We start from the raw sequence: 26,149 nt of genomic DNA on the forward strand, positions 1-26,149 counted from the left end.
ACTGATGCGGCGGCTGAAACAATCCATCGCGAGCAAGCTCACTCCTACAGTTGCGATGTTGTTGAGCTTCAATGCCCACGCCTTCGACCTGCACCAGCTCAGCGAGCAACTGGCCAAACCGAGCGTGATCCACGGCAGCTTCATTCAGGAAAAACACCTGCGTTCATTGCCTCAGCCGCTGACCAGCAAAGGCAACTTCGTGCTGGCCAAGGATTTCGGTCTGCTGTGGCTATTGAATACGCCGCTCAAACAGGACTACCGAATCAGCGCTGCGGGTATCGCCCGTCGTGACGCCGACGGCAGTTGGCAAGTCATCCCCGGCAAAACCGCAGGCGCCCAGCAAAACCGGCTGTTCCTCGCCGTTCTGCAAGGCGACAGCAGCGGGCTGGAACGGGATTTCGAGTTGCGGGTGAGTGGCGATGCCCAAGCGTGGCAACTGACGCTGGTGCCACGTTCGCTGATGCTTCAACAGGTGTTCAAGCAGATCAACATCGACGGCGGCGCGCTGGTCGAGCGCATTGAGCTGTTGGAGACCCAGGGCGACAGAACGCTGCTGAAGATGATCGACAGCACCAGTGCCCAGCCGCTGAGCGACTCGGAGCGCGCCGACTTTGCCCGCTGACCCGACACTGCAGCGCCTGCTGCCCCGCCTGTTCCTGATCCTGCTGCTCGCGGTCCTTGCGCTGGCGGGTTGGCAATGGCGTGGCGGCGCGCCGCTGTCGGCGAACCTGATGGAACTGGTGCCCGGCAGCAGTCCTGATGCGCTGGAATTGCGCGCCGAGCAGCGGATTCAGGAACCGTTGAATCGCGAAATGCTGGTGCTGGTGGGACACGCCGATCAAGAGCAGGCCATCGCGCTGGCCCGTAGGATCACCGATCAATGGCAAGCCAGCGGTCTGTTCGAGAAGGTCCAGTGGAACCTTCAGGCTGATCTCCCGGCCTTGCGTGAGCAGTTGTTGAAAGGCCGCCTGTCGATGCTCTCGAACAGCGACCGCACCGAGCTGATCGACCAGCCGGATGCCTTTATTCAGAAGCGCGTGCAGAACCTGTTCGATCCCTTTGGCGGTTTCAGTCTGGTAGCCAGTCAGGACGATTGGCTGGGGCTGACGGCGCGTATCCAGAACAGCCAGCCGACTCACGGCACGGTGCAACTGGACGTAGGCAGCGGCGCCCTCATCGCCGAGGCTGACGGCAAGCATTGGGTGCTGTTGCGGGCGCGCACGCAGGCCGACGCGTTCGACATGAGCCTGCCATTGAAGGTCTCGGCTCTGCTCGACGCCGCCCGCGCTGAAGCCGACAAGACCGACGCGCAATTGCTCGCCGCCAGCGGGCTTCTGTACGCCGCCCACGGCCAGCAACAGGCCACGCGGGAAATCACCTGGGTCGGTGGCGGCGCAACGCTCGGCATTTTGTTGTTACTGCTGTTGGCGTTCAAACGTTGGCGGGTGTTGTTGGCGTTCCTGCCGGTGGTCGTCGGCATGCTCTTCGGCGCCACGGCGTGCATCGCGCTGTTCGGCAAGATGCATGTGATGACGCTGGTATTGGGGTCGAGCCTGATCGGTGTCGCCGTGGACTATCCGCTGCACTATCTCTCCAAAGGCTGGAGCCTGAAGCCGTGGCGCAGTTGGCCAGCGTTACGTCTGACGCTGTCGGGGTTGAGCCTGAGTCTCGCCACCAGTTGCATCGGTTACCTCGCCTTGGCCTGGACGCCCTTCCCGGCGCTGACTCAAATTGCCGTGTTCTCCGCCGCTGGCTTGATCGGAGCCTATCTGTGCGCGGTCTGCCTGTTGCCTGCGCTGCTGAACGGTGTCGACCTACACCCCGCGCAGTGGCCGCTCAAGATTGCCGAACGCCTGATTCATCTGCGGGCTCGACTGATCGCACGCGTCGGCACACCCGTCTTGTTGGGCCTGCTGCTGGCGTTCTGCGCGGCAGGTTTGTGGCAGTTGACGACCAAAAACGACATTCGCCAATGGATCGCGGCACCACCGAGTCTCACCGATGAGGCCCGGGCCGTTGCGCACATTACGGGTTATCAGCCCACCAGCCAGTTCTTTCTGGTGCGCGGCGCCGATCAGCAACAATTGCTGGAGCGTCAGAGCGCACTGAGTCAGCGCCTCGATCAGTTGGTGAATCAGAAGGCGCTGCAAGGTTATCTGTCCTTGAGCCAGTTGGTCGCGACGCCCGCCGATCAGGACGCCACGCGTCAGGCGCTCGATGCCCTGCCTGCCCGGTGGCAGCCCTTGTTGGACCTCGGCGTACCGGTTGAAGCGTTGAACAACGAATTGGCCAGGCTGCGCGCGTTGCCGAATCAGGGCATCGACGAAGTGCTGGCCGGCCCGCTCGGTGAACCCTGGCGACTGTTGTGGATGGGCCGTGATACCGAGGGTGTCGCGGGCATCGTCAGCCTGCAAGGGCTCAACAACGCTGTGTTGCTGCAAGCCCAGGCCGAGGGTTTGCCCGGTGTGCAGTTGGTGGACCGCCTGGGCGACTTGAACAAAGTGTTCGCCGCCACGCAGGTCAGCGCTGCCGAGTTGAAACTGCTGTCGTGCGTGCTGATCGTCCTGCTGCTGATCCTGCCGTTCGGCCTGCGCGGTGCCCTGCGAGTCGTCGCCCTGCCGTTGCTGGCAGCGTTGTGCAGCCTGGCGAGCCTGGGCTGGCTTGGCCAACCGCTGACCTTGTTCAGCCTGTTCGGCTTGCTGCTGGTAACGGCTATCAGCGTCGATTACGCGATCCTGATGCGTGAGCAGATCGGCGGTGCTGCGGTCAGCCTGCTGGGTACGTTGCTGGCCGCCGCGACCACGTGGTTATCGTTCGGGCTGCTGGCCATCTCCAGCACGCCAGCGGTGAGCAACTTTGGCCTGTCGGTAAGCCTGGGGCTTGCCTTCAGCTTCATCCTCGCGCCGTGGGCGGGCAGTCATTCCGAACCCTCTACCCGGCAAGACGCCGACGCCCTCATACACTCGAAAAGGAAATCCTGTGCCAATAGCTGATAGGGAACATCGCCAGATCGTCGTCATCGGCGCCGGTCCCGCCGGGGCAATTGCCGCCGCGTTGCTCAAACGTCGCGGCCATGACGTGTTGATCATCGAGCGCCAAGCCTTTCCGCGCTTCTCCATCGGCGAAAGCCTGCTGTCGCACTGCCTGGACTTCGTCGAAGAAGCGGGCATGCTCGACGCGGTGCACGCGGCGGGCTTTCAGGTGAAGAACGGCGCGGCGTTTGCGTGCGGCGAGCAATACAGTGCGTTCGATTTCAGCGAGACGTTCAGCAACGGCAAGCCGACAACGTTTCAGGTTCAGCGAGCCGATTTCGACCAACTGCTGGCCGACGAAGCAGTGCGTCAGGGCGTGGACGTTCGCTTTCAGGAAACCCTCATCGCGGCTGACTTCACGGCCGAACAGCCTGTGCTCGACGTGCAGCGCGGGGATGGCAGTCAGTACCGCCTGCAAGCCGACTTCGTCTTCGACGCCAGCGGCTACGGTCGCGTCCTGCCTCGTTTGCTCGACCTTGAAGCACCCTCAGACTTCCCGCTGCGTCAGGCCGTGTTCACCCACGTTGAAGACCGCATCGACGATCCGGGCTTCGACCGAGAAAAAATTCTGGTCAGCGTGCACCCGACGATGCGCGACGTGTGGTTCTGGTCGATCCCGTTCAGCAACGGCCGCTGCTCGGTCGGCGTGGTGGCGTCGGCCGAACGTTTCAAGGACAAACCCACCGACCTCGACGCCTGCCTGCGCGCCTTCATCGAGGAAACGCCCAGCCTTCAGCGCGTCCTGCAAAACGCGGTCTGGGACACCCCGGCAAGGACCATCGGCGGCTACGCGGCCAACGTCAAAACCCTCCACGGTCAAGGCTTCGCGCTGTTGGGGAACGCGGCGGAATTCCTGGACCCGGTGTTCTCCTCCGGGGTGACCATCGCCATGCGTTCGGCCAGCATGGCCGCCGCTGTACTCCATCGTCAGTTGCAGGGGGAAGCCGTGGACTGGGAAAACGAATTCGCCGTCCCGCTCAAGAAAGGCGTCGATACCTTCCGTGCCTACGTCGAAGGCTGGTATGACGGCAGTTTTCAGGACGTCATTTTTTATCCCGGCAGCAGCGATGACATCCGCCGCATGATCTGCTCGATCCTCGCGGGTTACGCCTGGGACGAGCGTAACCCGTTCGTGGCCGAGCCCAAACGACGCCTGCGCATGCTCGCGGAAATCTGTGGGGGTGCCAGCGAATGAGCGAGCCTTTCTTCTCTCACAGCTACGTCGAAGAAACCCGGCTGGGTTTTCTGTTCTTGCGCAGCCACACCTGGCAGCACCACGTGCTGCGCGTGGCGATCAACGACCTGCGCGGCCTGTTCAGCGAACACCCACCCGAAAATCCGGTGATTCTCGACGCGGGTTGCGGTCAGGGAAAATCCTTCCAGTACCTGCACAGCGTGTTCAATCCGGTAAAAATCCTGGGTGTCGACGCCGATCCGCTCAGCCTGCGTCTCAGTGCCGAGGAAGCCGAGCGGCGACGCTTGAACGTCGAATTGATCGGCAGCGACTGCGCATCGCTTAAACTGCCCGACGCCAGCGTTGACATGGTGTTCTGCCACCAAACCTTCCATCATCTGGTCGAGCAGGAACAGGCGCTGACCGAGTTCTACCGCGTGCTCAAGCCGGGGGGCTATCTGCTATTCGCCGAGTCCACCGAGGCCTACATCGACACGTGGGTGATTCGCTGGTTCTTCCGCCATCCGATGCACGTACAGAAGAGCGCTGCGCATTATCTGGACATGCTGCACGGACAAGGTTTTCAATTTACCGCGAAGAACGTCTCTTACCCCTACCTGTGGTGGAGCCGCGCCAGGGATTTCGGCCTGCTGGAGCGTTTCAAGCTGGTTAAACCCAAGCCCTTTGGCGAACGTGAAGAGACGCTGGTGAATGCCGTCGCACGTAAACCGCTACAGGCACCATTCGAAGGTGAGACACCATGATCCGCGCACTTTTGCTGTTTTGCGTCGTGCTGCTGAGTGCTTGCACCAGCCACGCGCCACTGCCCGCGCAAATTCCGCACATCAAATTTCCCAAGCAGTTGCACGTCCTGCGTGAACAGGCTGGCCAGCGACAGGATTGGCTGCTGGTGATCCAGAAGGAACGCCACGGCCTGCGTTTCTCGTTGATGGACCCGCTGGGCATCCCCGTCGCCCGTCAGCAACTGGAGGAGGAAACCTGGAAAGCCGATGGGCTGCTGCCACCCAATCCCGAAGCACGGGAGCTGTTTGCAGCCGTGTTGTTCGCGCTGACCTCCAATGAAGAGGCGCGCTTCGACTACCCCGGCGTCGTGTTATTGCCTCACGGCCGCACCCTCGAAGAGCGCTGGCGGGTCGATTATGCCTCGGAAGGAGTTTTCCGCCTCACCCTGGAAAGCGGCGAGTTGAAATACGTCGTCAGCCCGCTCGAAGGCAAGGCCTCGAAATGACCGCTTACCTCAATGCACTGGGTCTTATCTGCTCGCTGGGCGATGACCGCGCAAGCGTGGCACGGACGTTGTTCGCGGGCGATACCTCAGGCATGCGGACTGAAAGCGGCTGGGTGCCTGAACGATCACTGCCCGTCGCGTCCGTGAAGGCCCTGCTTCCCGAGATTCCTGATGCGCTGCGCGGGCAGTCGAGCCGTAACAACCAACTGTTACTGGCAGCGGCGTTGCAGATCGAACCCGAAATCCGTGAAGCCATCGGGCATTACGGCGCTGCACGGGTCGGCGTGATTCTCGGCACCAGCACATCAGGGATCGATGAAGCCAGCCGGGGCATTGCCAGCTATCTTCGTGACGACGCGTTTCCCGGCGATTACGACTATCGTCAGCAAGAGCTCGGCGCGCCTGCGGATTTTCTGGCGACCTGGCTGGACGTAGGCGGCCCGGCCTACGTGATTTCCACCGCGTGCACGTCCAGCGCCCGCGCGTTGCTCAGCGCCCGTCGTCTGCTGGACATGGGCCTGTGCGACGCCGTGTTGTGTGGCGGCGTCGACAGTCTGTGCAAGCTGACACTCAACGGCTTTTCATCCCTCGAAGCCGTGTCCAGCGAGCGCTGCAATCCGTTTTCCGTCAATCGCAACGGCATCAATATTGGCGAAGCAGCGGTGCTGTTTCTGATGACCCGCGAAGCGAGTGCGGACCATCGGATTGCCCTGCTCGGCGCGGGGGCCAGCTCGGACGCGCATCACATCTCCGCCCCTGAACCCACGGGGCGCGGCGCTAAGGCAGCGATGCAGAAAGCCCTGGATAACGCCCGCCTGATGGCCTCTGACATTGACTATCTGAACCTGCATGGCACGGCGACCCAACACAACGATTCAATGGAATGCCTGGCCGTGGACGCGCTCTTTCCCGGCGGGGTGCCCTGTTCATCGACCAAGCCCATGAGCGGTCATACGCTCGGTGCAGCGGGCGCGCTGGAAGCAGCGTTTTGCTGGCTGACGCTCTCCTCCGAAAACGACGGGCATCGGCTGCCGCCTCATGTGTGGGACGAACAGGCCGATACGAGCCTGCCCGCGCTGGCGTGGGTCAAGCCCGGCGATGAATGGCCACCTCGCACACCGCGCCGATTGATGAGCAATTCGTTTGCCTTCGGTGGCAACAACGTCAGCCTGATCATCGGAGACGCCCCGTGACCGCCCTGATCTCCTGCCAGTGGCCCGTCGCCGAACTGGTGCCCCATGCGGGCGACATGATCCTCATCGACGAGGTGATCGAATTCGACGAAGAGCAGATCCGCACCCGCCTGAACGTACGCGCTGGCGGACTGTTCAATCGCGCCGATGGCAGCTTGCCCGCCTGGGTTGGCATTGAGCTGATGGCTCAAAGTGTCGCCGCTTATGCGGGGTGTCAGGCCCGAGTGAAGCGTGAGCCTGTCGAACTGGGATTCTTGTTGGGCACCCGGAAATTCGAATGCAATGTCGAAGGGTTTCCAATGGGCAGCGAATTGATCATTCATGCCCTCCGATCGTTAGAGGATGACAACGGCATGGGCGTCTTCGAATGCCACCTGAACGGGCCCGGCATTCACGCCAGCGCACGTCTGAACGTTTACCGTCCGCCCCAGTCGGCGGGCTATCTGGCTGAAGGAGCCGTGAATGACTGATTCAATCCTGGTCACCGGTTCCAGCCGTGGCATTGGTCGCGCCATCGCGCTGCGCCTCGCACGGTCCGGCTATGACATCGTGTTGCACTGCCGCAATGGCCGCACCGAAGCCGACGCGGTGCAAGCCGAGATTCGCGCACTAGGCCGGGAAGCACGGGTGCTGCAATTCGACGTGGCCGATCGCGCCGCCTGCAAGGCCGTGCTTGAAGAGGACGTCGAAACCCATGGCGCTTATTACGGCGTGGTCTGCAACGCGGGCCTGACCCGCGATGGCGCCTTTCCGGCGTTGACCGACGAGGATTGGGACGTGGTCATGCGCACCAACCTGGACGGTTTCTACAACGTGCTGCACCCGGTGATGATGCCGATGATCCGCCGCCGCGCCGCCGGACGGATTGTCTGCATCACCTCGGTTTCCGGGCTGATCGGCAATCGCGGACAGGTCAATTACAGCGCCTCGAAAGCGGGCGTGATCGGGGCCGCCAAGGCGTTGGCCATCGAGTTGGGCAAGCGCAAGATCACGGTCAACTGCGTCGCACCCGGCCTGATCGACACCGCGATGCTGGATGAAAACGTGCCGGTGGAAGAGTTGCTGAAAATGATCCCCGCACAGCGCATGGGCACCCCAGAAGAAGTCGCCGGCGCCGTCAACTTCCTGATGTCGGCAGAAGCGTCGTACATCACCCGACAGGTGCTGGCCGTGAACGGAGGCTTGTGCTGATGAAGCGCGTCGTCGTCACCGGCATGGCCGGCATCACCTCGCTGGGCAGCGACTGGGCCAGCATCGAGGCCAATTTCAGCGCCAATCGCAGCGGCATCCGGCGCATGGACGAGTGGGATCGGTTCAGCGAGTTGAACACCCGTCTGGCCGGCCCCATCGATGATTTCGCGGTGCCCTCGCACTGGACGCGCAAACAACTGCGCAGCATGGGCCGCGTGTCACGGCTGGCGGTCGGCGCCTCGGAAGAAGCGTTGCGCGACGCCGGTTTGCTGGGCGATCCGATCATCCGTGACGGGCGCATGGGGGTGGCGTGCGGGTCTTCCACCGGCAGTACCGACGAGATCAAGGCGTTCGGCAACATGCTGCTCAATTCGGTGGCCGAAGGGCTGAACGCCAACTCGTACGTGCGGATGATGCCCCACACGACGGCAGCGAATATCAGCATCTTCTTCAACCTCACGGGCCGTCTCATTCCGACGTCCAGCGCGTGCACCAGCGGCAGTCAGGGCGTGGGCTATGCCTATGAAGCGATCAAGTTCGGGCGCCTGCCGTTGATGCTTGCCGGCGGTGCAGAAGAACTGTGCCCAACGGAGGCCATGGTGTTCGACGCGCTGTATGCGACCAGCCTGAAAAACGATGCGCCCCACACCAGTCCGCGTCCCTATGACAGCGGCCGTGACGGGCTGGTGATTGGTGAAGGCGGCGGCATGCTGGTCCTTGAAGAGCTGGAACATGCACTGGCCCGTGGCGCGAAGATTCACGCTGAAATCGTGGGGTTTGGCAGCAATGCCGATGGCGTACACACCACGCGTCCCGAGCAGGTCACAATGCGCCGGGCGATGGAGCTGGCGCTGGAAGACGCGGGCCTTTCTCCGGATGCCATCGGTTACGTCAATGGCCACGGCACCGCAACCGAGCAAGGGGACATCGCTGAAACCCTGGCCACCCACAGCCTGTTCGGCGCGCGCATGCCGATCAGCTCGCAGAAGAGTTTCCTCGGCCACACGCTGGGTGCGTGCGGTGCGCTGGAGTCGTGGTTCACCATCGAAATGATGAAGCACGACCGCTACATCCATACCCTCAATCTGGACGGCGTCGATACCCGTTGCGGGGCGCTGGACTACCTGCGCGGCGAGCCCCGCGCCATGAGCCACGAGTTCGTGATGAACAACAATTTTGCCTTCGGCGGGGTCAACACGTCGTTGATTTTCCGTCGCTGGCCGTGAGCGTTTTTTAGTTGATCCCTCAAGGAGTGAAAGCATGAAACTGAAAGTCTGGGCGGCCACCGCTGCAATCATTCTGGGCGCGCTGCCCGGTATCAGTCAGGCACGGGATACCGCGCTGTATCTGCCGTTCGACAAGGTCGTCGCACAAATGCTTCAAGAGAAGAAACTGGACGGCAGCGTGAAGTTCTACCTGGCGGGTGTCACGCCAAAAGGGAAAGTGTCGGTGCTATCGCCGAACGCTGTGACCAACAAGAAAACCAACGCCTTCAACAAAAGCGACAACGACGCCTGCGAGTGGGCGCTGCAATCAGCCATCCTGCAATTGAACGAAGCGGCGAAAGGCGCAGGGGCAAATGCCGTGGTTAACATCGCCAGCTACTACAAGAAGATCGAACGCAAAGACCCTGCAACCTACGAATGCCACGCCGGGGCCATCATGGCAGGCGTCGCGTTGAAAGGTGACCTGGCGAAGGTGCAGTAAAGCTTTCTAATGGGGCGAGGCTTTCTGCCGCGCCCGATGGCACGAACGGTTCACCTGTGGGAGCGAATTCATTCGCGAACAAACTTCAGCCGATAGAGGTGCATCGCCTGTTGCATCTTTCGCGAATGAATTCGCTCCGACAGTTCGAATTGCGCATCTCGTGCGTCCTTACTAGCCCGCCTTGCGCGTCACCAACTCAACGAACGCCTTGGCCATGGGCGACTTCTGGTCCTTGCGCTGCACCAGCCACACCGCCGACGTTGCGGCCTCGTCCAACAGCGTGCGATAGACCACACCATCGATCCGCATGCGTTGGTACGACGCAGGCAGCACCGTCACGCCCAGCCCCGCCGCGACCAGCCCGATGATCGTCATAGCCTCGGCGGCTTCCTGGGCGAACAACGGCGTGAACCCCGCATCACGCGCCAAACTCAGCAGCTGCGCGTACAGGCCACTGCCGTAGCTGCGTGGAAAAAACACAAACGGCTCGGTCGCCAGCTCCTTGAGGTAAATCCCCTGTTCGCTGCCCTGAGCCATCGGATGGTCAGAGCGGAAAACGGCCACCAACGGCTCGCGCAGCAGCTCGACCGCTACCAGTGAGTCCGGCAACGGCAGCGGGCGCATGATGCCGACCTGCATCGACTCCTCCACCAGCCTTTCGGCGACTTCCTTGCTGCTCATTTCCTGCAATGCCAAGTGCACGGCGGGATGGCGTTGACGAAAGGCAAAGATCGCCTGCGGAATGCTCGATGTGAACGGTGCCGACGCGGTGAAGCCAATCTTCAACTCCCCCAGCTCACCCAACTGCGCGCGGCGCGCCACATCAGAGGCTTTCTCGACCTGCGCCAGCACCAGCCGCGCTTCGTCGAGGAACAGTCGCCCGGCCTCGCTCAATGCCACTCGTCGGTTGGTCCGCTCGAACAGTCGGGCACCCAATTCATGTTCCAGCGCCTGAATTTGCTGGCTCAACGGAGGCTGAGAGATGCCGAGTGACTCCGCAGCCCTGCCAAAATGCAGCTCTTCAGCCACCGCAATAAAGTAGCGAAGATGACGTAATTCCATGGCCTCACCATTGAGTCGTTAAAGCTATCAAACAGGTCGAACAATATATTGGAGGAAAACGTTAGCTGGCTATATGCTTTTCCCCATCGCTGCTTCACATCGTTTGAGGTTACCTGTGAATACTGCTGCATCCCCCGCGACGTCTGCGCCCGAGATCAACGTCGCAATTCCGCTGGGTGATACCTACATCGAGAAAGACACCCCGGCCTTCATCCGCACCGTTCTCGCGCTGTTTTCCGGCGGCTTCGCCACCTTTTCCCTGCTCTACTGCGTACAGCCCATGATGCCGGTGCTGTCCCGCGAGTTCTCCATCAACGCCGCCGAGAGCAGCCTGATTCTCTCGGTTGCCACGGCGATGCTCGCCATCGGCCTGTTGATCACCGGCCCGATTTCCGACCGTATGGGACGCAAATCGGTAATGGTCTTTTCATTGTTCTCCGCCGCTTTGTTCACCATTGCCAGCGCGTTCATGCCCAGTTGGGAGGGCGTGTTGGTGACACGGGCCTTTGTCGGGCTTTCGTTGAGCGGGTTGGCGGCGGTAGCGATGACCTACCTCAGCGAAGAGATCCACCCGCAACACATCGGCCTGGCCATGGGCCTGTACATCGGCGGCAACGCGATTGGCGGGATGAGCGGGCGGCTGATCACCGGCGTCCTCAGCGATTACGTGAGTTGGCACATCGCGCTGTCGATCATGGGTCTCATCGCACTGGCAGGCGCCTGCGTGTTCTGGAAGATCCTGCCCCCCTCGCGCAACTTCCGCCCTCGCCCGCTCAACGCTCGCAGCCTGCTGGACGGCTTCGTGTTGCAGTTCCGCGACGCTGGTCTGCCGTGGCTGTTTCTGGAAGGCTTCCTGCTGATGGGCGCTTTCGTCACGCTGTTCAACTACATCGGTTATCGCCTGCTGGCCGAGCCCTACAGCCTCAGCCAAGCTGTCGTGGGACTGTTCTCGGTCGTTTACCTGTCCGGGATCTACAGCTCGGCGAAAGTCGGCGCGCTGGCTGACAAACTGGGCCGTCGCAACGTGCTCTGGGCCGTGATCGTCCTGATGATCGCTGGCCTCGCCCTGACCATGTTCACCCCGCTAGCCATTGTGGTCATTGGCGTCGTGATGTTCACCTTCGGTTTCTTTGGCGCCCACTCGGTGGCCAGCAGCTGGATCGGCCGCCGCGCGATCAAAGCCAAGGGCCAGGCCTCGTCGCTGTACCTGTTCAGCTACTACGTTGGTTCCAGCGTGGCGGGCACCGGCGGCGGGTTCTTCTGGCATTACGCGGGGTGGAACGGGATCGGCGTATTTATCGCGCTGCTGCTCGCCGCCGCGTTAGGTGCAGCGCTCAAGCTGGCGAAGGTGAAGCCACTGCCGGTAAACGTGCAGGTCTAGCCGCTTCAGGCTAAGACTCGGCAGCCCAAGCCACCCTTGCCAATAGAAGAGCCTCTCGCTTTTCCAAGGTCAACGACTGCATCCGGGCGCCATCCTGCTCAAGACGAATCAGCCAGTTCAGCAAAGCCTTGGCATCGCCCTCCAGCGTCACGCTCAGGCCTTGGCTGTCGTTATCCAGTTGTGACAGGTCGAGGCCTGCCTTCGCAGCGCTTTCACTGACATGTCGGGACAGTGACTGCGCGATACGGACCGGGCGGCCGGAGCTTGCATGCTTCAGCCGTTCCGCCAACGACAGGTTTTGACGATAGACCCGTTCTGCGGCCTCAAGCCGCTGCTGAGTCGGTAACCAGACACCTTTGATCAACGACACGCCCAGCACGAAGACGCCCAGCAAAACGAGCATGTGGCGGTCTCTTCGATTGAGCCTTCGCCAGTGCTCGACCGCTGCCAGTCGCGCGTTCCATCGAAGCGTCATGCCTCGTCCACCCCAATGATCAACATCGCTTTGACCCCGTCCTGATGCTTGCTCGCGCCGTCAATCCGAATAGGCAGTCCGCTTCGCTCAACCTGGTCGCGTAGACGCTCAAGTGCGGTGAAATCCTTGACGGCAATGGCCACTTTCCAGCCCTGCGCACGTGTGAAGCCAACATGCCGGACTTCTACCTCAGCGCTGCCGAGCACCCGTTCGATGAGCATGGAAAAGGTCGCCATAGGCTTGCGCCCTACTGCCTGTCTCGCTTGCAGGGCACTGAAGCGGGTAGACAAGTCGACGACCCGCCCTTGATCCGGGTACAGCGTCTGAAACCGCTGCAGACTCTGTTCATGGAGACGCAATGCTTCGGACTCCAGATGCTGAATGCGCGCAACGCTGAATCCCCAGGACATTAAGCCAAGGCATGCCAACGTAAGCAGCGGCAGCGACCAACGCCACCGTCGAGGCGCAACGCGAAACTCTCCCTGCAAGAGGTCGATCGACATCTTGCGCCCCGCCACCAGAAAGGCCGCTGTTTCAGCCGCGTCCGGTTGAGCATCCCTTACGCAGAGACCTTGGGGCAGACGGGACGCAAACAAGGTGCGCGACTCATCTGAAAAAGCCAGTCGGCAACCGACCTTACCGCCCAGAATCCAGCGGCCCGCCCACCAGACCAGATGCGGCTGATCGTCGGGCAGCATGTCGGCGTCGATTTGTACGCTGCCGACCTGAATGCCTGCCTCATCGAGCACGCTCAACACCTCACGCAGCAATGACCTGGAAAGGATCAGCAATGGATAACGGTGCTCGGTGTCGCGTAAGCCCACGGCGACATGCAGTCCCTCGACGTCTTCCGACAATTGCTCTTCCACCGAGTACATCAGCGCTTGTGTCCGGGGGGCCCTGCGGGTCGGCCATGGCGGGGTGCGCAGCCAACTGCAGGTTTCCATCGGCAGGATGATCTGAACGGCATGTCCCTGAAATACCTGCGCAGCCTGAGCCAGCGTGCACTCGCGAAGCGCGACACCCTCAGCCCCACACCAGACCGAATCGAATCGTGCAGTGCCGGTCATGCTCTCGGGGGTGAAATACAGCCAGCCTTTCATGGAATGGAGCCTTGCGCGGGTGACAACAGGCGACGCTGGATAATCCGAAGCCGCTGAGTGTTCGCCACACGCTCCAGATCCGAGACCATGGTCATTCGGCTATCGGCAAGGCCTACCTCTGCGGTGATGCGAAACCAACGACTACGCACCCCTAGCCCGTGGGGCGAGATACCGAGCCCATCGACTGTGGCTGAGCCGACAAATGCCGCCGCATCCGGGTATCCTTCGGAGGGTCGTTGGCGAATCAGCTCCAGTGCGCTCGCCGTCGTCATGCCTTCCAGGCTCGCCAGCACCTGGGCGGGCGCCGTGTTGACGTTGAGGGCTGCGTCACGGGGCAGCACCGCGATCCACGGCAACAGATGTTGCAGGTCCGAGGGGCGCAATCCGGGGATTTGCTGAAGTTGAGCAGCATTGCTGAACGGCTGTGTTTTCAGCGCGGAAAGGTCGAATGGTTCGATATCCAAGGCGTTCAACAGGCGAAACCACCGCAAAGCATAAACGTCGTCGACACTCTCCGGCACCGCCAGATGGGTCAGGTTAAAGCGGCCGCCCAAGTCTTCGATGGAGAGCCGTACATCGAGATCTGGCAGCCGAAACCCTTGGGGACTCATCGCCCAGGCCTGCGCGAGATGGGTCGTCTCTCCCGCGCCCGATACGCTGTCCTGCAAAAGCTGCATCGCCCGACTTTCAGCAGCCAGGGCGGCTTGTCGCAGGTGCAAATGCTGCACCTGCTGTACGGTGGTTTGCAGCGTCAGGCGATGGCTGCGCAACACCCCTCCGATCACCATCAATGCCAGACTGGTGATGAGCAATACGCTGATCAACGCAACGCCTTGCTGGCAGGACCGACTCATGCGTCCCCCGCCAAGGGAACGACACGCCGAATGCCCTCGAAGCGCGCGAACGAGAGGGTCAACTCCACCGCTCTCGGCTGCACCGCTTGCGAGTCCCGCAACGAATCGGTACGCCAATGATGGCTGGCATCATAGAGGCGCCATTGGAGTTCCCGCACGTCACGCAACAGCAACTGCTTTTGGACCCCGGAAAAATCGAGGCTGCGGCTGTAACGCAATAACTGGTTTTTTTCGAATACGTAGCTGACTTCCTGGCTGTCACCTCGGGGTTGGCCGAGCGGATTGCGCCAGTTGCCGCGGCGCAAATTCAAGACGCCATGACGCAGTTGCACCGACGGCGTCTTCGATGAAAAAGTCGCCTGCATCAGATCGCGCTCAATGATGGCCACGGCTCGACGTAGATCACGCAAGTCCCGTTGCTCCCGCTGCACCTGCTCTTGAACCCTGAACACACCATCAAACAGCCGCCAGCTCGCGAATCCAAGTGTGCTGAAAATCGCCAGACTGATGAGCAACTCCAGCAGCGTGAACCCTTTACTCGTCGTCATGGCTTTTCCGCCAGAAGCGGCGAGGCAATCCATCCGCGGGTCCGAAAGACGGTGGCCGAATCGACGCTGCGACGCACATCGATTTCCACGCTGAGCAGACCGCTTTCGCGATGGCGTTCGACACGTTGTTCCACAACCCAGCGCTGGCCGGATAACACAGGGGCCACGCTGCGCCTTCCCGTTGGCGGAGGCTGCAGCCGCAATTCGGTCATGTGATTGTCTGCCAGCCAACTGGCCAACACCCGCTCGCGCAGTGCCTCGTTCTGCTGGAGAACGAACTGGCTCGCTGACAGCACCGCACTCGCCAGTAACGCGAACACCGCTAACGCCACCATGACTTCGAGCAAGGTGAAGCCGCGTTCAGCTTTCATTGATCGCAGCATCATTAACACCATCACTGGCAACGCTCAGCAAGCGACCCTGGGCAGTTTCGTAGTGAAGGGTGAAAGCGCTGAGCTCGTCGCTGCTCAGGACAAGCAATTGAGGCGCGTGGGTTCGCTCGGACAGGTGCAGCGGCTGCCCTTCCAGCACCAGATGAAACCGAAGGGCATCCGGCAGCGGATACGCCTGCATCGGCTGCCAGCCATTACCTTGCAACATCATCGACCGATAGCCCTGCTCATCGAAGTGCAACCCATACTCGCGGCCTTCGGTGACGGCTCGTTCGCGAAGCTCATGCAAAAGCATCAACAACTCATGGCCATGCTGTCGCGCCTGCTGTGCCGGGCTGGCGCTCAACAATGGCACCACCAAGGCCAGCAAAACGCCGATGAGAGCCATGACCACCAGCAGTTCCAACAACGTAAAACCCCGGCTGCATCGGCGCATCAGTCCGTAGCCCGACTGTCGATGTCGGCAGCGAAATCAACGCCGCCCGGCATGCCATCGGCGCCGTAGGAATACAAATCGTAAGGAGCGCTTCCGGTGCCTGGACTCAGGTATTGGTAGGGCGTGCCCCACGGATCCGACGGCAAGGCCTTTAGATAACCGCTCGGATTCCAGTTCCGCGCGGGAGGCAGTCCCGTCGGCTGTCTGACCAGAGCCTCAAGGCCTTGCTGAGAGGACGGGTAGCTGAAATTGTCGAGCCGGTACATTTCGAGAGCCGTGCTCAAGGCCTGTATGTCCGTGCGAGCGGCGGTGACTTTCGCCTGATCCGGACGCGACATGAACTGCGGGATCACCATGGCCCCCAGCACGCCGATGATCACCACCACGACCATGATTTCGATCAGCGTGAATCCGCGTTGTTTCCTGTGTCGACGAACGGCCATAGGTTCAGTGCACCAATTGATTGAGGTTGAGAATGGGCATCAGGATGGCCAGGACGATCATCAACACGAGGCCGCCCATGATGACCAGCATCGCCGGTTCGAACAGACTGACGATCAGCGCGATACTCGCGGCGAGACTTTTCTCCTGCTGTTGGGCGGCGCGTTCGAGCATGTGGTCCAGCTCACCCGCACGCTCTCCGCTGGCGATCATGTGCAACATCAAGGGCGGGATATCGCCCCCTCGCTCAAGGCTTCGAGTGAGGGTTTCGCCCTCGCGAACACGTCGGGCAACGTCCAGCATGCGTTCACGGATGGAGACGTTGCCAATCACCGCCGCTGAAACGTGCAGCGCATCCACCAAGGGCACAGCACTTTTGCCAAGAATCGCCAAGGTGCTGGCGAATCGCGCCGCCTCCATGGCTTTGATCACCCGCCCCATGACCGGCATTCGCAAAAACGCGCTGTGACAGCGCCGTTTCAGCTCAGGGTGCTGAAGACCCCATCGCGCCAGCATCGCCAGTCCCGCAAACAAGCCAATCAGCACACCGCCGTAATCCCTCAGCGCGGTACTGACAGCGATCAAGGCGTCGGTCAGAAGCGGCAGAGGCTGCCCGCTGTCGATGAAAACCTTTACGACGTCGGGGACCACGTACCCCAGCAGAAAGCCGACGATCGCCAGCGAAGCGCACAACAGAATCGCCGGATAGACCAACGCGAGTTGGATCTTCTGTCGCGATAGCTGACGCGCTTCCGTATAGGACGCTAGCCGCTCCAGCACATGCCCCAAATGGCCGGATCGCTCACCGGCCGCAACGGTTGCACGGTACAGATCGGGAAACGCACGTGGGTAAGCGCCAAGCGCCGACGCCAGGTCGTAGCCTTCCGTAACCCGTGCTCGGATAGCTGCCACCAGTTGGCCGACCTGCCGCTTTTCGGCTTGAGCTTCTACGGCATGCAAGGCTTCTTCCAACGGCAACCCGGCTTGAATCAAGGTCGACAGTTGCAAGGTCAAGAGTGTCAGATCGGCTGTGCTCAACCCCTGCCGTCGAACGGTCGGGCTGCCTGGCTGCGATGAAGCATTCGACGCGCAGACCCGCACGGGCAGCAACCCTTTATCCCGCAACAATTGCCGGGCATGCCGGGCGCTTTGGGCTTCCTGCTGACCCCGTTGACGACGGCCCGCTGAATCGTGAGCTTCATAACTGAAAGAGGCCATCGCTCACCGCTCCTGCGTGACACGCAACAGCTCATCCAGGCTGGTGCGACCTTCGAGTACCAGCCGACGCCCGTCCTCGAACAGACTGCGCGAACGCTGCTGCGCTTCACCCGCCAACTCGGACTCGCTGGCGCCCCGGTGGATCATTTCCGCCAGCCGAGGCGTCACTGTGATCAGTTCGTAGATACCGACGCGTCCGCGATAACCTTGCCGACAGTGCTCGCAGCCCCTGGCCTTGAACAACTTGGGCGGCTGGTCCCGATCAATGCGCAAACGCTCACACGCCGCTTCGCTTGCGATTTCGGAAACCTTGCACTGATCGCACAACGTACGCAGCAGCCGTTGAGCGAGGACGCCCAGCAAGGACGACGCCAGCAGAAAAGCGTCGACGCCCATGTCCAGCAAGCGTGTCACTGCTCCCGCCGCGCTATTGGTGTGGAGGGTCGAGAGCACCAGGTGCCCGGTCAGAGAGGCCTGCACCGCGACCTGTGAAGTTTCCCGGTCGCGGATTTCTCCCACCATCACCACATCGGGGTCCTGCCGAAGAATGGCGCGCAACCCTTGTGCGAAGGTCATCTGCACCTTGGGATTGACGGGCGTCTGACCGATGCCCGGCAGGTGGTATTCGATGGGATCCTCAATGGTGAGGATGTTGCGCGTCTGGTCGTTCAGACAGGTCAGCGCGGCATAAAGGCTGGTCGTTTTTCCGGAGCCTGTTGGCCCGGTGACCAGAAAGATCCCATGAGGTCGCTTCAGGATCTGCTCGAACTGTGCCCGCGTATCATCCGGCATCCCGAGTGTCACCAGATCCAGACTGCCTTTGCCTTTGTCGAGCAGCCGCATGACGACACGCTCTCCATGGGCCGAAGGCAGCGTAGAGACCCGGACATCCACTTCTCGCCCTGCCAGACGCAAGGCCATGCGTCCATCTTGGGGGATGCGTTTCTCGGCAATGTCCAGCCTCGCCATGACCTTGATTCGGGAAACCAGCAGGTTTGCCAGTTCTCGCCGTGGCTTGAGCACTTCACGTAACTGCCCGTCGACTCGAATCCGCACAGACAGGCAGTGTTCGAACGTCTCGAGGTGAACATCCGAAGCCTGCTCGCGCACGGCTTCACCCAGCACGGCATTGATCAGACGAATGATCGGGGCATCGCCTTCCTGCTCCAGCAGATCAGCGGTCTGCGGCAGTTGCTCGGCGATTTCCAGCAAATCCAGTTGACCGTCCAGCCCCTGAGCGACGTCTTCGACCCCGGTTTGGCCGTCGCTGTAAAGACGGGCAAGGGTCAATGCAAACGTTGCTTCGTCAAGCATTTGCCACTTCAACAAACGAGGACCGAGCAGACGTTGGGCCTCTGCGCAGGCCGTTAGAGGGGTGTCGGGCCGGATCGACAGCCACTCCGTGCCCTGATGCACCTCGTGCAGCACGCCGGCGCGGCGTGCAAAACCGAAAGGTAACGTCATGCTCATGGCTGGCCTCTTACGTCTCTGTCGGCATCAATGACAGGGGCGTCGGGTCGGTGATCGAACAGCTGCTTCACATCACGAGGCACCAAAAGCGAGTTAGCGCCTGTGCCGTCGCCCAGACTGCGTAGCAATTCATAGCGATCATCGGTGAGTGCGGTCAGCCCCGCGTTGCTGCGAACGATGGTTGGGCGCAAAAATATCATCAGGTTGGTTTTCTCTCGGGTATCGCTGGTCCAGCGAAACAAGGCGCCCAGCCATGGAATGCTGCGCAACATCGGCACGCCGCTTTCTCGGGTGCGGACGTTGTCCTTGATCAGCCCACCGATGACGATGACCTGGCCGTCGTCGGCGAGAATCGCGCTCTTCAGCGAGCGCTTGTTGATGACCAGGTCATTGAGGCCTTCAACCGAGCTGGCGATCTCCGAGTTTTCCTGCTCGACCTCCAGACGCAGCGTTTCGCCGTCGTTGATGTGAGGCCGAATCTTGAGCTTGATGCCAATGTCCTGACGGGTCACCGTCGTGTACGGATTCTCCGAACCGCTGCCAGGGGTCTGATAGGAGCCGCTCTTGAAAGGCACGTTCTGGCCAACGAGGATTTCGGCTTCCTGATTATCGAGCGTCAACAGGCTTGGCGTGGACAACACGTTGTTACGCGTATCACTTGCAAGGGCGTTGATGAGCACACTGAAGCGGTCGTTGCCTAGCTGCAACAGAGCCCCATCGGGCAAATTCACGTCCCCTGCCCCCAGTCCTGGAAGACCGATCCCGGCGCCGGGAAAATTGATTGCCCCAAGCCCTCCGCCTCTTTGCGCGCCCCACTGCACACCCAGCGCATTGGCGATGTCACCCGACACCTCGATGATTGCCGCGTGGATCAACACCTGCGAGCGAGGCTGGTCGAGCTGCCGAACCACCTGCTCCAGCGTGCGGAGGTGGGAGGGTTGAGCGATCATGACCAAAGCGTTTTGGCTCACGTCGGATTTGACCGTCGCTTTGTACTCGGATGCGGTGCCAGGCTCACCTTGCTGGTCAGGCGCAATGCCGTCCAGCACCTCTGCCAGCTGTCGAGCGTCGCTGTGGCGAAGCCGAATCACCTTCGCATTGTCACCATTTACCGAAGCGGGCGTGTCCAGGTCTCGGGCCAATGCACCCAGACGCTGTCGGACCGTGGCACTCCCCACAAGTACCAGACGGTTATGACCCACATCCGGGATCACAACAGCCCCGCTCTCTGCCCCTCGCTTGCCCAAGGATTGCTCAATGACGCGGGCCAGAGGCTCGGCAAGGGCGTGCTGCAACTGTACGACCAGATGTCCGTTGCTCTCACCAGCGTCCAATTGACGGACGATGCCCTTGATGCGCCGCACGTTGCCTGCCGCATCGGTCATGACCAACGCGTTGCTCGACGCGGAAGGCCCTACGTAACCATTGGCTGAAACCAGCGGACGCAGCAGTGTCGAAAGGTCGGCCGCGCTGGTGTTACTCAATGCGAATACCTCGGTGACGAACTGTTCATTCTGGGCATCGCGAGTATCGGCCTCGCTGGCGCGTGTCTTTCCCTCGGCAACCGGGGTGATCAGGATGCGCTCGCCCTGATCAATGACCGTGAAGTGGTGAGCATCCAGCACGGAGTAGAACAGCCTGCGCACGGCCTCTCGATCCAGTGCCTGTTCGGACATAACAGTGATGCGCCCTTGCACGCGCGGATCGAGCACGATCGTCGCGCCCAGAATGACTGACATCTCTCGCACCACATCTCGCAAATCGGCGTCGTTCATCGCCAACTGCCAAGAGGGTTCGCTGGCCATCGCAACGTTCGGAATCCTGAGTTCCGAGAGGAACAGCACGACGCAGAGCAGCCATATGTACCAACCTGGCGGGGCATACAGGCGCCTCATTGCGATTCGGACATCGCAGTAGTCGGTTTGAAATGCACAAGCGCCGTTGACTTGGGGTCGGCGGTCGTGACCAGCGTTGCAGAGCCACTTACCGATAACGGCAGGAACGTATCAACGCCCCGGTTTGACAGCAGAACGCGACCGGGCTCGATTCGTTGCAATACGCTGCCCCCTGGCAGGCGGTCGCCGAGACGGTAGCGGCTATCCTGGCCCGCAACAGTCAGCAGAGCTGTAGACGATCCGTTTGAAGCCATGAACAGGCCACGCACGGTCGCTGACTCCGGACTTTGCCGAAGCCTGCCATCTGCCTGGAATCCCATGGAAGTTAACAGCGCACCTGCACTTACAGGGCCGACCGGCGTGGTACTCGGAGACTTTTCGCGCAGCACTGGTGGAACTTTCGCCAACTCTGCGCGAACAGCCTTTTCATCTAACACGAAATAAAACCCAGACCCAGCAAGTGTGGCGAGGCACAAAATAGTTACGCCATGGAAACGTGTAAACGACTTCACGAGCGCTATCCAACTCATCACATCAATGCCCAAAACGGTCACTTGAAGCAGCACAATGTCGCCGCTCCAAGTGCCGGCCGTTATTTATTGAAGTATCCAGGCATCTTGCCAATCAGAGCCCGATCCTGGTTCAAAATGATGTGGACTTTGGGCGCACCACCCGGAAGCCGGGAACGGTTTGCACTCATAAACGTTGCCATCCGCTGGCTGTAGAACGGTGGTGCCCGCCGTGTACGTTTCCATGCCCTGTGGATAAATGGCGTCGTAGTCCTGACCGCCCCCTTCTCCTGATAACGTCAGCCCCCCAAGGGCCTGGCGGCTGGTACGCCCATCAGGCGTCACGCCAATCAGTTTGATTTGATGGTCGCCGGGCGCGCTGCGCAGGTCGATGTTGATCGTTGTGCTGCCCGGTGTCAGGACTTGGGCTGCGGCCCCCACTGATTTATGGCTGGAGTCGAAAACCGTGGCCTCGACGTTCATCGTGCGGTTTCCGGTCACCACGAGCGGCAACGTTGCTCGGCCTTTCACCAGTTCGAGATCCTGCCCGACAGGCTGAATGGCCAGTTCTGCTTGCGCATCTTCTATTAGGTCCATGTGTAGCTCGTAGCGGTTCACTCCGCTTTCCTGCTTGGCGTAGAGCGTGTTCGTCCCTTTGATCGGTGCAATGACGCCGTCGTCACCACGTACGCCAGCGCGCACCAGGGTGTGGGCGTCGTTGATTTGACTGGCCAGCTTGAATGACCAGTTTTCGGGCTTCCCTTCGTCCTCGTCAGCGATACTCACCTGTGAGCTGAATTCGGCGCTTTCGCCCTCTCCCATCAACGCCCGCGCTTTGACCTTGTCGCCGACCCACAAAGTGTCGCGGGGAGTAATGTTGCCGACGGGACGCCAGCCGTCCGGGGTTTCGGCCTCGGCGACGATGTCCACGTCAACCACGTTGTGGAACGCGCCGGGCGTGTCGTGCACGGTCCACAACCCAAGAATGACATGGTGGCCGCTGCGGTCAGCCGGAATCTGGCAGGAATGCTTTTCGCGCGCGGGGCCCTCGCTTCCCTGCGGACTGTCAGTCGGCAAGCGGCCGCCCGCATCGATCACGCAGAAGGGCGTCAAATCAAATGAGTTGCGAGTGAGCTCGGCGTTGGGGTTCCAGCCGTTTTGGGTGATGAAATATTCGTACTTCGTCGCCGGATGAGTCGCTTTGTAGTACCAATCGAAAGCGACCGTTCGATCTTTGATCTCGGTTTTGTGCCATCGCGTAGCGGACTGGACATCCAGGGCAGCAAATTGCGACAAGGCGCCACTGGCGATTTTGCCGTCGGGTACGCCGGTGGCAGGAAAACCTTTCGCGGTTTCTCCCACGCTTTGAGGTTCGTACTGAGCGCCGCCACAATCCTTGTTCAACCCTTTCTGGCAGGCGAATGCCCGGGAAGGAGGATCATTCAAATAGCCATGGGCAATGGCGTGCTGGGGGGTTAGCAATGAAAAGGTGAGAGCGAGGGACGATGCCCCGGCTGATAAAGCGGTGAGTCTGGACATTACTGATACATCCTGTTTTCTGTCTTACAGAACTTTCCATGGAACAGCCACGCCCTTGCTGGACTCAGCTGTAACTTAGCCATCTTGTGAGCTCGCTTCATCGTGCCCATCCATCTCCTTTCATCGAAAACGACAACAGGTATATAAGCGAGTGAATCAATGACAGGCGACACAAAGTCTACGTCAACAAAATTTTATAGATGTAGGAAGCATCCCTGCCGACATGAGTGACTTTTCGCTAATTTGCTACAGGCAAGTTACCAAACACTTTGAATATGCTTTCAAATGCAGATACAAAATGCAGAAACAAAAACGCCCGGCATTACCGGGCGTTTTGATATTTGTGTATCGATTTACCGATGATACTGCGCCGACAACTCATGCACTGCGTTGATGAACGCGCCTGCATTGGCCGGGTCGACCTCAGGGGTGATGCCGTGGCCGAGGTTGAAGACATGGCCGGTGCCGCTGCCGTAGCTGTTGAGGATGTTGGCGACTTCCTGGCGGATGGCCTGGGGGTTGGCGTAGAGGACGGTGGGGTCCATGTTGCCTTGCAGGGCAACTTTGCTGCCGACGCGACGGCGGGCTTCGCCAATATCGCAGGTCCAGTCCAGGCCCAGCGCATCGGCCCCTGCGTCAGCGATGCTTTCCAGCCACAGGCCGCCGCCTTTGGTGAAAAGGATCACCGGGACTTTTCGACCGTCGTGTTCGCGGATCAGGCCGCTGACGATCTTGCGCATGTAGGCCAGGGAGAATTCTTGGTACGCCGCCGCCGAGAGGCTGCCGCCCCAGCTGTCGAAAATCTGCACGGCCTGAGCGCCCGCCAGAATCTGGCCGTTGAGGTACGCGGTGACCGACTGCGCCAGCTTGTCCAGCAGCAGGTGCATGGCTTGCGGGTTGTCGTAGAGCATGGCCTTGGATTTGCGGAAGTCCTTGGACGAGCCGCCTTCGACCATGTAAGTCGCGAGGGTCCACGGGCTGCCGGAGAAGCCGATCAACGGCACGCGGCCATTCAGCTCGCGGCGAATGGTGCTGACCGCGTCCATGACGTAGCCCAGGTCTTTCTGCGCGTCCGGGATCGGCAGCGCTTCGATGTCGGCCAGGGTGCTGACGGTCTTCTTGAAACGCGGGCCTTCGCCGGTCTCGAAGTACAGGCCAAGGCCCATGGCGTCGGGCACGGTGAGGATGTCGGAGAACAGGATCGCGGCGTCGAGCGGGTAACGCTCAAGCGGTTGCAGGGTGACTTCACAGGCGAACGCCGGGTTCATGCACAGGCTCATGAAATCCCCGGCCTTGGCGCGACTGGCGCGGTATTCCGGGAGATAGCGACCGGCCTGACGCATCATCCATACCGGCGTGACGTCAACGGGTTGCTTGAGCAGGGCGCGAAGGAAACGGTCGTTCTTCAGGGCAGTCATGGCAGGATCCGGGAAAAAAGTGCGGGCATTTTCTCAGACACCAACGCAAAAGGCACGGTAAGTACCGTGCCTTTTGTCTATGGGGGCGATTTGTCGCACAAAAACAGCTACAAGCCAGAAGAGCAGCCTCAAGTTATCAGCTTCAAGCCACAAGTAAAAGCTAGACCGCGTTCATCTTGAGGCTTGCAACCTGTCTCTGAACTGCAGCAATAAGCCACAAGCCTCAAGTAAAAGCCGGACCACTTTCAACGTGAAGCCTGCAACCTGTCTCTGAGCTGCTTTGATTCTGCCGCCGCAAGCTTCAAGCCCTGAGCGGCTAGCCGAGGCCAACCGTGTCTACTTGTAGCTTGCGGCTTGAAGCTTGCAGCTGTTAAACGCCCAGATAGTCCAGAATCCCTTCAGCCGCATTACGGCCTTCGAAGATGGCGGTCACGACGAGGTCGGAACCGCGCACCATGTCGCCACCCGCGAAGATTTTCGGGTTGCTGGTCTGGTGCTTGAACTTGCCCTGCTCCGGCGCCACGACGCGACCCTGGCTATCGGTTTCGATGCTGTGCTGCTCGAACCACGGCGCCGGGCTTGGACGGAAGCCGAAGGCGATGACCACGGCGTCGGCCGGGATGATTTCTTCGGAGCCCGGAATCGGCTCGGGGCTGCGACGACCACGCGCATCAGGCTCGCCCAGACGGGTTTCGACGACTTTGACGCCTTCGACCTTGTCCTCACCCACGATGGCGATTGGCTGGCGGTTGTAGAGGAACTTCACGCCTTCTTCCTTGGCGTTCTTCACTTCCTTGCGCGAGCCCGGCATGTTTTCTTCGTCACGACGGTAAGCGCACGTTACAGCCTTGGCACCCTGACGGATCGAGGTGCGGTTGCAGTCCATCGCCGTGTCGCCACCGCCCAGCACCACGACCTTCTTGCCCTTCATGTCGACGAAGTCTTCCGGCGACTTTTCAAAGCCCAGATTGCGGTTGACGTTGGCGATCAGGAAGTCGAGCGCGTCATGCACGCCTGGCAGGTCTTCGCCTGGGAAGCCGCCTTTCATGTAGGTGTAGGTGCCCATGCCCATGAACACGGCATCGTATTCCTGAAGCAGTTGTTCGACGGTGATGTCCTTGCCGATTTCGGTATTGAGGCGGAACTCGATACCCATGCCGGTAAAGACTTCACGTCGGTGGCTCAGCACGCTTTTTTCGAGCTTGAACTCAGGGATACCGAAGGTCAGCAGACCGCCGATTTCCGGGTTCTTGTCGAACACCACCGGCGTCACGCCGCCACGCACGAGCACGTCGGCGCAACCCAGACCCGCCGGGCCTGCACCAATGATTGCCACGCGCTTGCCGGTCGGCACCACGCGGGACATGTCCGGACGCCAGCCCATGGCGAATGCGGTGTCGGTGATGTACTTCTCCACCGAACCAATGGTGACCGCGCCGAAACCGTCGTTCAGGGTGCAGGCCCCTTCACACAGGCGGTCCTGCGGGCACACGCGACCGCAGACTTCCGGCAGGGTGTTGGTCTGGTGCGACAGCTCGGCGGCCGCGAGGATGTTGCCCTCGGACACCAGCTTCAACCAGTTGGGAATGAAGTTATGCACAGGGCATTTCCATTCGCAGTACGGGTTGCCGCAACCCAGGCAGCGGTGGGCCTGATCGGCCGACTGCTGGGGTTTGAAGGGTTCGTAGATTTCCACGAACTCTTTCTTGCGTTGACGCAACAGTTTCTTCTTCGGATCTTTGCGCCCGACATCGATGAACTGGAAGTCATTACTCAGACGTTCAGCCATTTTTCAAACCTCTGGTCGCAGCTTCAAGCGACGAGCTTCAAGCTGCAAGAATCATGTTTCGCAGGCACTCGCG

General features: G+C 60.7%; 26 protein-coding genes. 11 read left to right on the forward strand and 15 right to left on the reverse strand.

Annotated elements, in window-relative coordinates; translation table 11 throughout:
* Positions 1-4 precede the first annotated feature (4 nt).
* The 10 genes from AAEO81_RS28435 to AAEO81_RS28480 are packed head-to-tail and all read left to right on the forward strand — an operon-like array spanning position 5 to position 9,546.
* Positions 5-622, forward strand: coding sequence for an outer membrane lipoprotein carrier protein LolA (locus tag AAEO81_RS28435; RefSeq protein ID WP_341960437.1), 618 nt, complete (start codon positions 5-7; stop codon positions 620-622).
* Positions 612-2,993, forward strand: coding sequence for a hypothetical protein (locus AAEO81_RS28440; protein WP_341960439.1), 2,382 nt, complete (start codon positions 612-614; stop codon positions 2,991-2,993). The genes AAEO81_RS28435 and AAEO81_RS28440 overlap by 11 nt, the downstream gene beginning before the upstream one ends.
* Complete coding sequence (locus tag AAEO81_RS28445; RefSeq protein WP_341960440.1) at positions 2,980-4,227, forward strand: tryptophan 7-halogenase; 1,248 nt, start codon at positions 2,980-2,982, stop codon at positions 4,225-4,227. The genes AAEO81_RS28440 and AAEO81_RS28445 overlap by 14 nt, the downstream gene beginning before the upstream one ends.
* The gene (locus AAEO81_RS28450) at positions 4,224-4,970 is read left to right on the forward strand and encodes a class I SAM-dependent methyltransferase (RefSeq protein ID WP_341960441.1); all 747 of its coding nucleotides are present in this window, start codon (positions 4,224-4,226) and stop codon (positions 4,968-4,970) included. Before AAEO81_RS28445 ends, AAEO81_RS28450 begins: the two co-directional genes overlap by 4 nt.
* Entirely contained in the window at positions 4,967-5,455 is a 489-nt protein-coding gene (locus tag AAEO81_RS28455; RefSeq protein ID WP_341960442.1) for a hypothetical protein, read from the forward strand. Before AAEO81_RS28450 ends, AAEO81_RS28455 begins: the two co-directional genes overlap by 4 nt.
* Positions 5,452-6,648: a beta-ketoacyl-[acyl-carrier-protein] synthase family protein gene (locus tag AAEO81_RS28460; RefSeq protein WP_341960443.1), complete on the forward strand. Its 1,197-nt coding sequence runs from the start codon at positions 5,452-5,454 to the stop codon at positions 6,646-6,648. The genes AAEO81_RS28455 and AAEO81_RS28460 overlap by 4 nt, the downstream gene beginning before the upstream one ends.
* Positions 6,649-6,704: 56 nt before the next feature.
* The gene (locus AAEO81_RS28465) at positions 6,705-7,118 is read left to right on the forward strand and encodes a hotdog family protein (RefSeq protein WP_166596148.1); all 414 of its coding nucleotides are present in this window, start codon (positions 6,705-6,707) and stop codon (positions 7,116-7,118) included.
* Positions 7,111-7,839 (forward strand): 3-oxoacyl-ACP reductase FabG, encoded by a 729-nt coding sequence (gene fabG / locus AAEO81_RS28470; protein ID WP_341960445.1) that lies wholly within the window; start codon positions 7,111-7,113, stop codon positions 7,837-7,839. The genes AAEO81_RS28465 and fabG overlap by 8 nt, the downstream gene beginning before the upstream one ends.
* Positions 7,839-9,065, forward strand: a complete 1,227-nt coding sequence (locus AAEO81_RS28475) for a beta-ketoacyl-ACP synthase (RefSeq protein WP_341960446.1) — start codon at positions 7,839-7,841, stop codon at positions 9,063-9,065. Before fabG ends, AAEO81_RS28475 begins: the two co-directional genes overlap by 1 nt.
* Positions 9,066-9,099: 34 nt before the next feature.
* On the forward strand, positions 9,100-9,546 hold the full coding sequence (locus tag AAEO81_RS28480) for an excinuclease (protein WP_341960447.1): 447 nt from the start codon (positions 9,100-9,102) through the stop codon (positions 9,544-9,546).
* A 171-nt stretch (positions 9,547-9,717) separates the two neighbouring features.
* Here the strand turns inward: AAEO81_RS28480 and AAEO81_RS28485 are convergent, their stop codons facing one another.
* Complete coding sequence (locus tag AAEO81_RS28485; RefSeq protein ID WP_166596118.1) at positions 9,718-10,608, reverse strand: LysR family transcriptional regulator; 891 nt, start codon at positions 10,606-10,608, stop codon at positions 9,718-9,720.
* 115 nt (positions 10,609-10,723) lie between these two features.
* Here AAEO81_RS28485 and AAEO81_RS28490 point away from each other — a divergent pair, with 115 nt between their 5' ends.
* Positions 10,724-11,989, forward strand: coding sequence for an MFS transporter (locus tag AAEO81_RS28490; RefSeq protein ID WP_341960449.1), 1,266 nt, complete (start codon positions 10,724-10,726; stop codon positions 11,987-11,989).
* A 10-nt stretch (positions 11,990-11,999) separates the two neighbouring features.
* On the opposite strand, the gene gspM is transcribed toward AAEO81_RS28490, so the two are convergent.
* The 14 genes from gspM to AAEO81_RS28560 all read right to left on the reverse strand — a co-directional run bounded on the left by gspM (position 12,000) and on the right by AAEO81_RS28560 (position 26,076).
* Positions 12,000-12,464: a type II secretion system protein GspM gene (gene gspM / locus AAEO81_RS28495; RefSeq protein ID WP_341960450.1), complete on the reverse strand. Its 465-nt coding sequence runs from the start codon at positions 12,462-12,464 to the stop codon at positions 12,000-12,002.
* On the reverse strand, positions 12,461-13,567 hold the full coding sequence (gene gspL / locus AAEO81_RS28500; protein ID WP_341960452.1) for a type II secretion system protein GspL: 1,107 nt from the start codon (positions 13,565-13,567) through the stop codon (positions 12,461-12,463). Before gspL ends, gspM begins: the two co-directional genes overlap by 4 nt.
* On the reverse strand, positions 13,564-14,391 hold the full coding sequence (locus AAEO81_RS28505; protein ID WP_341960453.1) for a type II secretion system protein GspK: 828 nt from the start codon (positions 14,389-14,391) through the stop codon (positions 13,564-13,566). Before AAEO81_RS28505 ends, gspL begins: the two co-directional genes overlap by 4 nt.
* A 26-nt stretch (positions 14,392-14,417) precedes the next feature.
* On the reverse strand, positions 14,418-14,969 hold the full coding sequence (gspJ, locus tag AAEO81_RS28510) for a type II secretion system minor pseudopilin GspJ (protein ID WP_341960454.1): 552 nt from the start codon (positions 14,967-14,969) through the stop codon (positions 14,418-14,420).
* Positions 14,966-15,340, reverse strand: coding sequence for a type II secretion system minor pseudopilin GspI (gene gspI, locus AAEO81_RS28515; RefSeq protein ID WP_341960456.1), 375 nt, complete (start codon positions 15,338-15,340; stop codon positions 14,966-14,968). The genes gspJ and gspI overlap by 4 nt, the downstream gene beginning before the upstream one ends.
* Positions 15,330-15,797, reverse strand: a complete 468-nt coding sequence (gene gspH, locus AAEO81_RS28520) for a type II secretion system minor pseudopilin GspH (protein WP_341960458.1) — start codon at positions 15,795-15,797, stop codon at positions 15,330-15,332. Before gspH ends, gspI begins: the two co-directional genes overlap by 11 nt.
* Positions 15,797-16,240, reverse strand: a complete 444-nt coding sequence (gene gspG, locus AAEO81_RS28525) for a type II secretion system major pseudopilin GspG (RefSeq protein WP_341960460.1) — start codon at positions 16,238-16,240, stop codon at positions 15,797-15,799. Before gspG ends, gspH begins: the two co-directional genes overlap by 1 nt.
* A gap of 4 nt (positions 16,241-16,244) precedes the next feature.
* Complete coding sequence (gspF, locus tag AAEO81_RS28530) at positions 16,245-17,456, reverse strand: type II secretion system inner membrane protein GspF (protein WP_341960462.1); 1,212 nt, start codon at positions 17,454-17,456, stop codon at positions 16,245-16,247.
* Positions 17,457-17,459: 3 nt separating this feature from the next.
* Entirely contained in the window at positions 17,460-18,926 is a 1,467-nt protein-coding gene (gene gspE / locus AAEO81_RS28535) for a type II secretion system ATPase GspE (protein WP_341960464.1), read from the reverse strand.
* Entirely contained in the window at positions 18,923-20,731 is a 1,809-nt protein-coding gene (gene gspD / locus AAEO81_RS28540) for a type II secretion system secretin GspD (protein ID WP_341964643.1), read from the reverse strand. Before gspD ends, gspE begins: the two co-directional genes overlap by 4 nt.
* 86 nt (positions 20,732-20,817) lie before the next feature.
* Complete coding sequence (locus AAEO81_RS28545; RefSeq protein WP_341960465.1) at positions 20,818-21,387, reverse strand: type II secretion system protein N; 570 nt, start codon at positions 21,385-21,387, stop codon at positions 20,818-20,820.
* Between the two features lie 30 nt (positions 21,388-21,417).
* A complete protein-coding gene (locus tag AAEO81_RS28550; RefSeq protein ID WP_341960467.1) occupies positions 21,418-22,869 on the reverse strand; it encodes a lytic polysaccharide monooxygenase in 1,452 nt (483 codons plus the stop codon).
* A gap of 353 nt (positions 22,870-23,222) precedes the next feature.
* Positions 23,223-24,287, reverse strand: coding sequence for a uroporphyrinogen decarboxylase (gene hemE, locus AAEO81_RS28555; protein ID WP_341960469.1), 1,065 nt, complete (start codon positions 24,285-24,287; stop codon positions 23,223-23,225).
* 370 nt (positions 24,288-24,657) lie between these two features.
* On the reverse strand, positions 24,658-26,076 hold the full coding sequence (locus tag AAEO81_RS28560; protein ID WP_341960471.1) for an FAD-dependent oxidoreductase: 1,419 nt from the start codon (positions 26,074-26,076) through the stop codon (positions 24,658-24,660).
* Positions 26,077-26,149 lie beyond the last annotated feature (73 nt).

This window comes from Pseudomonas sp. RC10 (assembly GCF_038397775.1).
Taxonomy (GTDB): domain Bacteria; phylum Pseudomonadota; class Gammaproteobacteria; order Pseudomonadales; family Pseudomonadaceae; genus Aquipseudomonas; species Aquipseudomonas bambusae.

Excerpts from the sequence above, each read along its gene's own strand:
- AAEO81_RS28435 (WP_341960437.1), top strand. The coding sequence starts at position 5 with ATGCGGCGGCTGAAACAATCCATCGCGAGCAAGCTCACTCCTACAGTT.
- AAEO81_RS28450 (WP_341960441.1), top strand. The coding sequence starts at position 4,224 with ATGAGCGAGCCTTTCTTCTCTCACAGCTACGTCGAAGAAACCCGGCTG.
- AAEO81_RS28455 (WP_341960442.1), top strand. The coding sequence starts at position 4,967 with ATGATCCGCGCACTTTTGCTGTTTTGCGTCGTGCTGCTGAGTGCTTGC.
- AAEO81_RS28460 (WP_341960443.1), top strand. The coding sequence starts at position 5,452 with ATGACCGCTTACCTCAATGCACTGGGTCTTATCTGCTCGCTGGGCGAT.
- AAEO81_RS28465 (WP_166596148.1), top strand. The coding sequence starts at position 6,705 with ATGATCCTCATCGACGAGGTGATCGAATTCGACGAAGAGCAGATCCGC.
- fabG (WP_341960445.1), top strand. The coding sequence starts at position 7,111 with ATGACTGATTCAATCCTGGTCACCGGTTCCAGCCGTGGCATTGGTCGC.
- AAEO81_RS28475 (WP_341960446.1), top strand. The coding sequence starts at position 7,839 with ATGAAGCGCGTCGTCGTCACCGGCATGGCCGGCATCACCTCGCTGGGC.
- AAEO81_RS28480 (WP_341960447.1), top strand. The coding sequence starts at position 9,100 with ATGAAACTGAAAGTCTGGGCGGCCACCGCTGCAATCATTCTGGGCGCG.
- AAEO81_RS28485 (WP_166596118.1), bottom strand. The coding sequence starts at position 10,608 with ATGGAATTACGTCATCTTCGCTACTTTATTGCGGTGGCTGAAGAGCTG.
- gspM (WP_341960450.1), bottom strand. The coding sequence starts at position 12,464 with ATGACGCTTCGATGGAACGCGCGACTGGCAGCGGTCGAGCACTGGCGA.
- gspL (WP_341960452.1), bottom strand. The coding sequence starts at position 13,567 with ATGAAAGGCTGGCTGTATTTCACCCCCGAGAGCATGACCGGCACTGCA.
- gspJ (WP_341960454.1), bottom strand. The coding sequence starts at position 14,969 with ATGACGACGAGTAAAGGGTTCACGCTGCTGGAGTTGCTCATCAGTCTG.
- gspI (WP_341960456.1), bottom strand. The coding sequence starts at position 15,340 with ATGAAAGCTGAACGCGGCTTCACCTTGCTCGAAGTCATGGTGGCGTTA.
- gspH (WP_341960458.1), bottom strand. The coding sequence starts at position 15,797 with ATGCGCCGATGCAGCCGGGGTTTTACGTTGTTGGAACTGCTGGTGGTC.
- gspG (WP_341960460.1), bottom strand. The coding sequence starts at position 16,240 with ATGGCCGTTCGTCGACACAGGAAACAACGCGGATTCACGCTGATCGAA.
- gspF (WP_341960462.1), bottom strand. The coding sequence starts at position 17,456 with ATGGCCTCTTTCAGTTATGAAGCTCACGATTCAGCGGGCCGTCGTCAA.
- gspE (WP_341960464.1), bottom strand. The coding sequence starts at position 18,926 with ATGAGCATGACGTTACCTTTCGGTTTTGCACGCCGCGCCGGCGTGCTG.
- gspD (WP_341964643.1), bottom strand. The coding sequence starts at position 20,731 with ATGGCCAGCGAACCCTCTTGGCAGTTGGCGATGAACGACGCCGATTTG.
- AAEO81_RS28550 (WP_341960467.1), bottom strand. The coding sequence starts at position 22,869 with ATGTCCAGACTCACCGCTTTATCAGCCGGGGCATCGTCCCTCGCTCTC.
- hemE (WP_341960469.1), bottom strand. The coding sequence starts at position 24,287 with ATGACTGCCCTGAAGAACGACCGTTTCCTTCGCGCCCTGCTCAAGCAA.
- AAEO81_RS28560 (WP_341960471.1), bottom strand. The coding sequence starts at position 26,076 with ATGGCTGAACGTCTGAGTAATGACTTCCAGTTCATCGATGTCGGGCGC.